Source organism: Aureimonas sp. AU40, assembly GCF_001463785.1.
GTDB lineage: Bacteria > Pseudomonadota > Alphaproteobacteria > Rhizobiales > Rhizobiaceae > Aureimonas.
Genome location: NZ_BBWL01000002.1, coordinates 112,607 through 121,426, shown reverse-complemented (window position 1 = coordinate 121,426; position 8,820 = coordinate 112,607). Strand labels below are relative to the sequence as shown.

The window sequence follows — 8,820 nt, the reverse complement described above, 5'->3', positions numbered from 1 at the left end:
CGCGCCTCGCCGGCTTCCCCGACCGGCGCTTCGCCGGCACGAGGCCCGGCCGAGCGACCACCGCCGCCATGACGGCCCGGGCCACGTGCGCCGGGCGCACCGCGCCCCTGGCCGCGGCTGCGGTTCTCGCCGCGATAGGGACGCCAGACCTGAACGAGCTTGGCCGGCTCGGCCGGCTCCAGATCGGCCACCGTCCCCGAATCCTCGGGTGTGGGCTCCGACAGGGCGGTCTCGATCGGCGTTTCCTGCGCGACGGGATCGGATACGGCGCCGGCGGAATGGACCTCAACTTCGTCGGCGCTCGACACCGGCTCGTCGCTGAGGATCGAATCGACCGGACGCGGATCGTCGCCCGAAACGGCGGCGAGTTCATCGTCCTGCAGTGCCGCGCCTGGCTGCATGGCGGGCTGCAGATCGGACGCGGACAGGCTTTCGGCCGATGCCAGCGGCTCGGCAACCGCATCTTCCGAAGCGATCCCATCCTGCGCCGGCACGTCGCCGAGAAGCGCGAGCGTCGCGCCCTCTTCGAGAATCTTGGCGTCGTCCGCGCTGACCTCGGCGGACTGGCGATTGGCGGCCTGCGCGGCGAGAGCCGCCTCGTCCTGGCGTGCGATGGTGGACTCCACTTCGCGCTGGTCGATGCCTTGCGAGCGGTAGCCGAGACCCTTCAGGATCTCGTCCATGTCGTCGGCCGTGGCGCCGAGGATCGACATCATGGCGGGCGTCACCAGGAACTCGCGCCCGTTATAGGCGCCGTCCGGCCGCTTGCCGGTGCCGGGGTTCCAGGCGAGCGCCGGGCGGATCAGGTCGGCCAAGCGCTCCAGAATGTCGATGCGCACCGCGCGGCGGCCGAGCAGGCGATAGCCCGCCAGCGAATAGAAGATCGGGTCGAAGTTCGCGTCCGGCTGAACCGAGGTGCGGCCGGTGGCGAGAAGCTGCGTCACCTCGCCAAAGCCCGCGCGCTCGCGCCCGTCGTTGGCGACGGACCAGAGCAGCGTCATCAGGGCGGCGGGGGCCGGCTTCACCAGAGCGGGAAGGAAGATGTGATAGGCGCCGAAGCGAACGCCGAGGCGGCGCAGCGCCGCGCGCGCGTCCTGATCGAGGCCGCGCACCTCTTCGGAGATGTCGCGGCGCTGGATCAGGCCGAAATTCTCGTAGAGGCGGAAGGCGATGCCGCGCGCCGTGCCGTCCACGCCCTCGGGCTCGCGCAGGTCGGCGAGCGGCTTGAGGATGGTCGAGATCTGGTAGGTGACAAAGCGTTCGACCCGCTGGGCGACCTTGTCGCGCGCGGGGCCGGTGAGCCCGTCGTCGGCGAGCAGCACGGTGCGCGGACGCAGCGGGTCCTCGCCGGCCGCGAGCGAGGCGACCGGCGCGCCGAGCCAGCGCACGAGTGCGTCGCTGCCCAGCGCCAGATCGCCGTTCGGCGCATTGAAGAACCGCTCAGCCCGCTTGTCGTACTCGCCCGCCAAGGCTTTCTGCGAGGCGGCGCGAACGGCTTTGGCGTCGGGCCCGTCGGACTTGGTGTCCGGCGTGAACCTGAACCCTTGCAGCTCGCCCACAAGGTGGCCCTCCACGAGCACCGTGCCGTCGCTGCCGATTTCAGCTTCCATGAATGCGTTCTCTCTCAGCCGCTTCATCAGGACGCTTGTCCTGCGATCTACGAAGCGTTTCGTCAACCGCTCGTGAAGCGCGTCCGACAATCGATCTTCGATTGCCCGTGTGTTTTCCTGCCAGTGTGTCGGATCAGACAGCCAGCCGGGGCGATGGGAAATATAGGTCCACGTGCGGATTTCGGCGATCCGCTGCGAGAGCGTGTCGATGTCGCCCTCGGTGGAATCGGCGCGCCGCACCTGCGAGGCCATGTAGTCTTCCGCCACCGCGCCGCGCCGCACCAGATCGCCGTAAATCGAGGCGATGATCTCGGCGTGCTGTGCGGGTGCGATGCGGCGATAGTCGGGAAGCTTGCAGGCCTCCCATAGCAATTCGACGTTCTTGGCCCCCTTGGCCGCTGCCATAACACCCTCGTCGCGCGTCAGGAAGTCTAGCGCGCGCTGGTCGACCGCCGGAAGCGCGCGAACCAGCATCTCGTCCGGCGGAAGCGCGTCCAGGCTGCGCTTCAGGGCGTCGATCGAGGCGAAGTCGAGCTGGCGCGAGCGCCATTGCAGAACCTTCACCGAGTCGAAATGGTGCGATTCCAGCGCCTCCACCAGTTCCTGGGGCAGCGGATCGACCCGGCCGGTGACGCCGAACGTGCCGTCGCGCACGTGGCGACCGGCGCGGCCGGCGATCTGACCGTATTCGGACGGGGTCAGCTGGCGATACTGGAACCCGTCATATTTCCAGTCCTGCGCGAAGGCGACATGATCGACATCGAGATTGAGCCCCATGCCGATCGCGTCGGTGGCGACCAGGAACTCGACCTCGCCGTTCTGATAGAGCTCGACCTGCTTGTTGCGCGTGCGCGGCGACAGGGCGCCGAGAACCACGGCCGCCCCGCCGCGCTGGCGCCGGATCAGCTCGGCGATCGCATAGACCTCCTCTGCCGAGAAGGCGACGATGGCCGAGCGGCGCGGCAGGCGCGTGATCTTCTTGGAGCCGGCATAAAGGAGCTGCGACATGCGCGGGCGCGTGACGCACTGGATGCCCGGCAGCAGCCGCTCCAGGACGCCGCGCATCGTGGCCGAGCCGAGAAGCAGCGTTTCGGAGCGGCCGCGCGTGTGAAGGATGCGGTCGGTGAAGATGTGGCCGCGCTCGAGATCGCCGGCCAGTTGCACCTCGTCGATGGCGACGAACTCGGCCGGCGTCTCGCGCGGCATGGCCTCGACCGTGCAGACCTGGTAGCGGGCGTTGGGCGGCTTGATCTTCTCCTCGCCTGTGATGAGCGAGACGGCGCCGATGCCGACGCGCTCCACCACGCGCTGATAGACCTCGCGCGCGAGCAGGCGCAGCGGCAGGCCGATGACGCCGGAGGAATGCGCCACCATCCGCTCGATCGCAAGAAAGGTCTTGCCGGTGTTGGTGGGTCCCAGAACAGCGGTGACGCCGCGCCCGTCGAAACGGGAGGCCGGCCGCTTGTCCTTGGAGGGGGTAATGCGCATGTCCATCATGGTCGGACCATAGGTGGGTTCGCGTCCGGGAAACGCAAACGATTCTGTTCCGGAAGTTGCGCAGCCACGCCCGGGTGGGCGGCACGCTCGGCACCGCCGGCCAAGGGCGCCCCAACAAGCGAAAGCCGCCCCGCCTCAATGGCGTGAGCGGCTTTCGGTGAAAGAGCGGAGACTGGGGTCAGCGAACGTCCAGAACGTCACCGCTGCGCGCGTCGATGATCACCGTGATGTCGTCACCCTGGCGATCGCCGCCGTCGACGCGAATGGTGCGGCCCCGGCGGGACACGTTGTCCACGTCGCGCAGCCCCTCGGTGCGGGCGATGCGGATCGCCTCGCGATCGCTGAGCGAGCGGCGACCCGGAGGCGGTGGCTGCGGGCCATCGCGCCAGTTCGGCGGCGGGCCACGGTCATAGGGGGGCGGGGGCGGCGGGCCGCGCCGGTCGTCGTCGGGCACGACGCGCAGGCCGCCCGGCCCCAGTTCCAGCGACTGCGCCATCGCCGGCAGCGTCGTGGCCAAGGTCAGGACGGCCAGACCTCCCACGCGCAAGAAACGCTTCATCATCTCTCGTCTCCCATGCGCCCCATTGGCGGAGCGCTCACGATTTGGCGACCTGAAAGCCTTGGCCCGGCAGAAAGGTTCCCGTCAAACGAATCGGAGGCCTCCTGCCCTTTTCGCGAGGCGAGCAGGCCTCCGACAGGCTCAGGCTGGAGACATGAAAAAGGCGGCGCCATGGCGCCGCCCGATAGACTGATCGAAATTTCGGCTCAGCGAACGGCCAGCACTTCGCCCGTCCGACGGTCGACATCGACCTGAATGTCGTCGCCCTGGCGATCCGTGCCCATGACGCGGAAGCTGTTGCGCATGCGGGTGACGTCGTCCACCTCGCGAACGCCCTGCGAGCGAGCGATGCGCACCGCGTCCCGCTCGCCGATCTCGCGGCCACGGCGGTCGTCGCGGCGCATGTCGTCGCGCTGGTTCGGGTTGCGCTGCTGGCTGGGATCGACGAGACGAACGCCATCACGGCCGATCTCGATACCCTGGGCAAGCGAGGGGGCCGCAGTGCCCAGAAGGGCGACGGCGGCGAGAGCCAAGGTCAGGTTCTTGCGGATCATAGGTCGAATCCTCGGAAGGGTCGCAACCTGGCGCGGTTGCTTGTCGCCTCCAAAATGATCAGCCCGTGCTTCGGTTCCCGTTTTCGTGCGGGGCCCCGATGAGTTTAATGCTTCAACTTCGAGGCTTTCGGCGAAGACTGGTTCGCCGAAAGCAGAATTGTTGCGGCGCCGCAAGGGTCAGGCGAAATACTGACCGCCGTTCACCGTAAGCGTCGAACCCGTGATGAAGCCGGCCTCGTCGGACGCAAGGAAAAGGACCGTGCGGGCGATCTCCTCCGGCTCGCCGAGGCGGCCCACCGGGATCTGCGGCAGGATGCGCTCGTTCAGCACCTTCTCGTCGATGGCGCGCACCATGTCCGTGCCGATATAGCCGGGGCAGATGGCGTTCACGGTGATGCCGACGCGCGCGCCTTCCTGCGCCAGCGCCTTGGTGAAGCCGATGTCGCCGGCCTTGGCGGCGGAATAGTTGACCTGACCCGCCTGGCCCTTCTGGCCGTTGATCGAGGAAATGTTGATGACGCGGCCGAACTTGCGCTCGCGCATCCCCTCCCAGGCCGGACGGGTCATGTTGAAGAGGCCGGTGAGATTGGTGTTGATGACGGCGCTCCACTGCTCGGGCGTCATCTTGTGGAACATCGCGTCGCGGGTGATGCCGGCATTGTTGACGAGGATCGCGAGAGGTCCGAGTTCCGCCTCGACCTTCTTGATGCCATCGGTGCAGGACTCGTAGGAGCCGACATCCCATTTGAACACGGCAATCCCCGTCTCGGCCCGAAAGGCCTCGGCCGCCGCGTCGTTGCCGGCGTAGTTGGCTGCCACGGTGTAGCCCGCGCCCTGGAGCGCCTTGGAGACGGCGGCGCCGATGCCCCGCGTTCCACCCGTCACGATCGCCACTTTGCTCATCTGTTTCCTCCGGTTTCTTATGATTGCATCGGACGACACGAAGCGGGCCGCGACCGGGAAGGTCGCGAACCGAAGCGTGGTCGGGAATGGCTGAGAAGAAGCGGCGGAGGAGAGCGGCGCGCCCTCCTCCGCCTGCGAAGCGTCAGAAGCGCTCGAGGCACATGGCGACACCCATGCCGCCGCCGACGCACAGCGTGGCGAGGCCGCGCTTCACCTCGCGCCGGCGCATCTCGTAGAGAAGCGTGTTGAGGCAGCGGGCGCCGGACGCGCCGATCGGATGGCCGATCGCGATGGCGCCGCCGTTGACGTTGACGATGTCGGGATTCCAGCCCAGATCCTTGTTCACCGCGCAGGCCTGCGCGGCGAAGGCCTCGTTGGCCTCGACGAGTTCGAGATCCTCGATCCGCCAGCCCGCCTTTTCCAGCGCGCGGCGCGAAGCGGGGATCGGGCCGGAGCCCATCACGGCCGGATCGACGCCGACGGTGGCGAAGGAGGCGATGCGGGCGAGCGGCGTCAGGCCGCGCCGCGCGGCTTCCTCCTCGGTCATCAGCACCAAGGCGGCCGCGCCGTCGTTGATGCCCGAGGCGTTGCCGGCGGTGACCGTGCCTTCCTTGTCGAAGGCGGGCTTCAGCTTCTGCACCTTGTCCAGCGTCGTGCCGGGCTTGATGTACTCGTCCTCCTCGACCACCACGTCGCCCTTGCGGCTGGACACGGTGAAGGGAACGATCTCGTCCTTGAAGCGGCCGGCCTTCTGCGCGGCTTCGGCCTTGTTCTGCGAGCGGACGGCGAACTCGTCCTGCTCGTCGCGCGTGATCTGCCACTGGCGGGCGACGTTCTCGGCCGTGTTGCCCATGTGGTAGCCCTGGAAGGCGTCGATCAGGCCGTCCTTCAGCATCGTGTCGATGAACTTCAGGTCGCCCATCTTCTGGCCAGCGCGCAAGTGCGCGGCATGAGGCGCCATGGACATGGACTCCTGCCCGCCTGCAACCACGACGCGCGCATCGCCCGTGGCGATCTGCTGCGCGCCGAGCGCCACGGCGCGAAGGCCCGAGCCGCAGAGCTGGTTGAGCCCCCAAGCCGAGGCCTCCTTCGGCACGCCCGCCTTCATGGCCGCCTGGCGCGCGGGATTCTGCCCTTCGGCCGCCTGGAGGACCTGACCGAGGATCACCTCGTCCACCTCGCCGGGCTCGACGCCGGCGCGCTTCAGCGCCTCGGTGATGGCGGCGACGCCGAGAAGATGGGCCGGGACGTTGGCGAAGGCTCCGTTGAAGGAGCCGACCGGCGTACGGGCCGCTCCGACGATGACGATCCGCTGCAATGCGCTCATGCCCTGACCCTTCTCTCCCAGTCCTGCCGCCTCTTGCCGGCGGCATTCGGCCCGACCTTTGCAGAGTGGCGCGGAGCCTGTCAAACACAACGGCTGATTTCAATCTCGCCAGCCGGGGAGTGCGCTGCGCTCTCGGCGCGCGAACGGGGATTTCCCAAGAAATTCAGATGGAAAAGTTTGGAATGTCGGCCAAAACATGCCTATCCTTTCGCAAGGGCAGCGAAGAATGAGCCCAAACTCTGGATCGCCTTGGGAGAGAGCGAATGGCACGCAGCAACGAACCGACCGTCATCAAGAAATACGCCAATCGCCGCCTCTACAACACCGGCACCAGCATGTACGTGACGCTCGAGAATCTCGCCGCGATGGTGAAGGGGAACGAGGACTTCGTGGTGCAGGACGCCAAGACGGGTGAGGACATCACCCATTCCGTCCTGACCCAGATCATTTTCGAGCAGGAGAACAAGGGCGGGCAGAACCTTATGCCCATCGCCTTCCTGCGCCAGCTCATCCGCTTCTACGGCGACCAGATGCAGATGGTGATTCCCGCCTATCTCGAACAGTCCATGGCCGCCTTCTCGCGCGAGCAGGAATCCTATCGCCCCACGCCCGGCAGCAATCCGCTGCAGCTGATGGAAACGCAGGTGCGCCGCAACACCGAGATGTTCCGCGAGGCGATGGGCATGTTCAATCCCTTCCTCGCCAGCGCCATGGGCATGCCGGACAAGGGCGGCGCCCGCGCAGCACCCGAGCGCGCGCCCGAGCCGGCGGCGGCCACGCCCACGGCGGACGATTTCAGCGCCATGCGCGAACAGCTCGCCGCAATGCAGCGCCGGCTGGAAGAGATGGACAAGAAGGGCAACTGACGCCTTCCGGCGGGCGCAAGGGCGCGGCTTCGCCGCCCTTCGCCCGCAGGCTCCGGCGCCCTGCCCAAGCATTCCCCCATACGAAAAAAGCCGGACGCTCGCGCATCCGGCTTTTTCAATGTGTCAGGGTCGCGAGACCCGAGCCTGAAATCAGGCGTCCTGCTTGACCGCGAGGATCTGACGGCCGCGATACATGCCGGACTTCAGGTCGATGTGGTGCGGGCGGCGCAGCTCGCCGGAGTTCTTGTCCTCGACATAGGTCGGGGCCTTCAGCGCGTCGGCCGAACGGCGCATGCCGCGCTTGGAGGGGGAGGTTTTGCGTTTGGGGACGGCCATCGGTTTCTCCGTTCACGTCGGCGGCGCTGAGTTCCGTCGAGGACGAACCGCGTCGAATGGTTGTTGTTCTTGGTTTGGCCGGCGCGGGGGCGCCGCGAAAGCCGATCCCGATCAAACGACCGACCGTCGAAGCCCAGAGGGTTCGAATTCGGCCCTATCGAATTGACGGGAATTCGGCCCTGCCCTTAGCAAAGATGCCTCCCCTTGGAAAGGGGCGAGCCGGTTTTTCTCGTCTCCCGGCCTTATCGGGCACCCAGCACGCAGCCGGTATAGTCGCCAGACGCGCGCGCCCGCGCCTCCACGACCTGCGCCAGACGCCGCAGCCCGGCCGAGGGCCGCGCGGGGTCGCGCGTGCGCGGCGAGGGCAGCGTGACGGCGAGAAGCGCGGCCTGCCGGGCGGTGAGCTGCGCGGGCGGCTTGTTGAAATAGAAGCGCGAGGCCGCGCCGATTCCGTAGATGCCGTCGCCCCATTCGGCGATGTTGAGATAGATTTCCATGGTGCGCCGCTTCGACCAGACGAAGTCGGCATAGATCGCCAGCGGCAGTTCCAACCCCTTTCGCAGGAAGGAGCGCCCGTTCCAGAGGAACAGGTTCTTCGCCGTCTGCATGGGGATGGTAGACGCGCCCCGGCTGGCCTCGCCCTCGTTCACCGCCTGATCCACCACCGTGCCCAGCGCGTTCCAGTCGACGCCGCCGTGGAAGCAATATTGCCCGTCTTCCGACATCATGACGGAGCTGACCAGAACCGGCGCGATGTCGCCGATCGGCGTCCATTCGCGGTCATAGGGCTGAAAGCTGAAATGCTCGGCCAGCATCAGGGTCGAGACCGGCCGCACGCCGGGAATGGCATAGATCGGAACCAGGGCGGCGGGCAGCGCCGCCAAGCCCACCAGAACCAGAAGCGCGGCATAAAGCGCGCGGCGGATCATCGAGGGCCTGAATGGCCGGGCGCCCGAATCCGGCGTCCCGCTGGCGTCATGGGGATCCTCCTCGCGCGTGTCGGCCGCCCATTCGGGCGCGGGAAAGGCCCGCTCCACCGGAAGGCCGGGCTCGCCCCCTCCCCTATCAATCCGGTCGGCCACGCGTCTTGTCCATGATCTCCCCGGGATCGGCGGCAGGATGCCTCTGGCCTCCGTCATAGCAAGGCTTTGGAAACTCGGGCAACGCC

At 67.5% G+C, this 8,820-nt stretch carries 8 protein-coding genes; 1 reads left to right on the top strand and 7 read right to left on the bottom strand.

The features are described from left to right. The 5 genes from AUL32_RS01260 to AUL32_RS01240 form a co-directional block, all read right to left on the bottom strand. The coding region (locus AUL32_RS01260; RefSeq protein WP_192847404.1) for a helicase-related protein at positions 1-3,098 on the bottom strand (3,098 nt) is incomplete at its 3' end. A gap of 187 nt (positions 3,099-3,285) precedes the next feature. Further along, entirely contained in the window at positions 3,286-3,669 is a 384-nt protein-coding gene (locus AUL32_RS01255) for a hypothetical protein (protein ID WP_062111067.1), read from the bottom strand. Positions 3,670-3,872: 203 nt separating this feature from the next. After that, entirely contained in the window at positions 3,873-4,220 is a 348-nt protein-coding gene (locus AUL32_RS01250) for a hypothetical protein (protein ID WP_062111066.1), read from the bottom strand. Between the two features lie 177 nt (positions 4,221-4,397). After that, on the bottom strand, positions 4,398-5,123 hold the full coding sequence (gene phbB, locus AUL32_RS01245; protein WP_062111065.1) for an acetoacetyl-CoA reductase: 726 nt from the start codon (positions 5,121-5,123) through the stop codon (positions 4,398-4,400). A gap of 142 nt (positions 5,124-5,265) precedes the next feature. Continuing rightward, positions 5,266-6,450 carry an acetyl-CoA C-acetyltransferase gene (locus AUL32_RS01240; protein WP_062111064.1) on the bottom strand — a complete coding sequence of 395 codons (1,185 nt, stop codon included), beginning with the start codon at positions 6,448-6,450 and terminating at the stop codon, positions 5,266-5,268. Between the two features lie 263 nt (positions 6,451-6,713). Here AUL32_RS01240 and phaR point away from each other — a divergent pair, with 263 nt between their 5' ends. Then, entirely contained in the window at positions 6,714-7,316 is a 603-nt protein-coding gene (gene phaR, locus AUL32_RS01235; protein WP_061974261.1) for a polyhydroxyalkanoate synthesis repressor PhaR, read from the top strand. A 150-nt stretch (positions 7,317-7,466) separates the two neighbouring features. Here phaR and rpmF read toward each other — a convergent pair whose 3' ends face one another. Next, positions 7,467-7,652 (bottom strand): 50S ribosomal protein L32, encoded by a 186-nt coding sequence (rpmF, locus tag AUL32_RS01230; protein WP_019998007.1) that lies wholly within the window; start codon positions 7,650-7,652, stop codon positions 7,467-7,469. Positions 7,653-7,894: 242 nt separating this feature from the next. Then, on the bottom strand, positions 7,895-8,581 hold the full coding sequence (locus AUL32_RS01225) for a biosynthetic peptidoglycan transglycosylase (RefSeq protein ID WP_061977681.1): 687 nt from the start codon (positions 8,579-8,581) through the stop codon (positions 7,895-7,897). Positions 8,582-8,820 lie beyond the last annotated feature (239 nt).

Coding starts and splice junctions, on each gene's coding strand:
- AUL32_RS01255 (WP_062111067.1), bottom strand. CDS start 3,669: ATGATGAAGCGTTTCTTGCGCGTGGGAGGTCTGGCCGTCCTGACCTTG.
- AUL32_RS01250 (WP_062111066.1), bottom strand. CDS start 4,220: ATGATCCGCAAGAACCTGACCTTGGCTCTCGCCGCCGTCGCCCTTCTG.
- phbB (WP_062111065.1), bottom strand. CDS start 5,123: ATGAGCAAAGTGGCGATCGTGACGGGTGGAACGCGGGGCATCGGCGCC.
- AUL32_RS01240 (WP_062111064.1), bottom strand. CDS start 6,450: ATGAGCGCATTGCAGCGGATCGTCATCGTCGGAGCGGCCCGTACGCCG.
- phaR (WP_061974261.1), top strand. CDS start 6,714: ATGGCACGCAGCAACGAACCGACCGTCATCAAGAAATACGCCAATCGC.
- rpmF (WP_019998007.1), bottom strand. CDS start 7,652: ATGGCCGTCCCCAAACGCAAAACCTCCCCCTCCAAGCGCGGCATGCGC.
- AUL32_RS01225 (WP_061977681.1), bottom strand. CDS start 8,581: ATGATCCGCCGCGCGCTTTATGCCGCGCTTCTGGTTCTGGTGGGCTTG.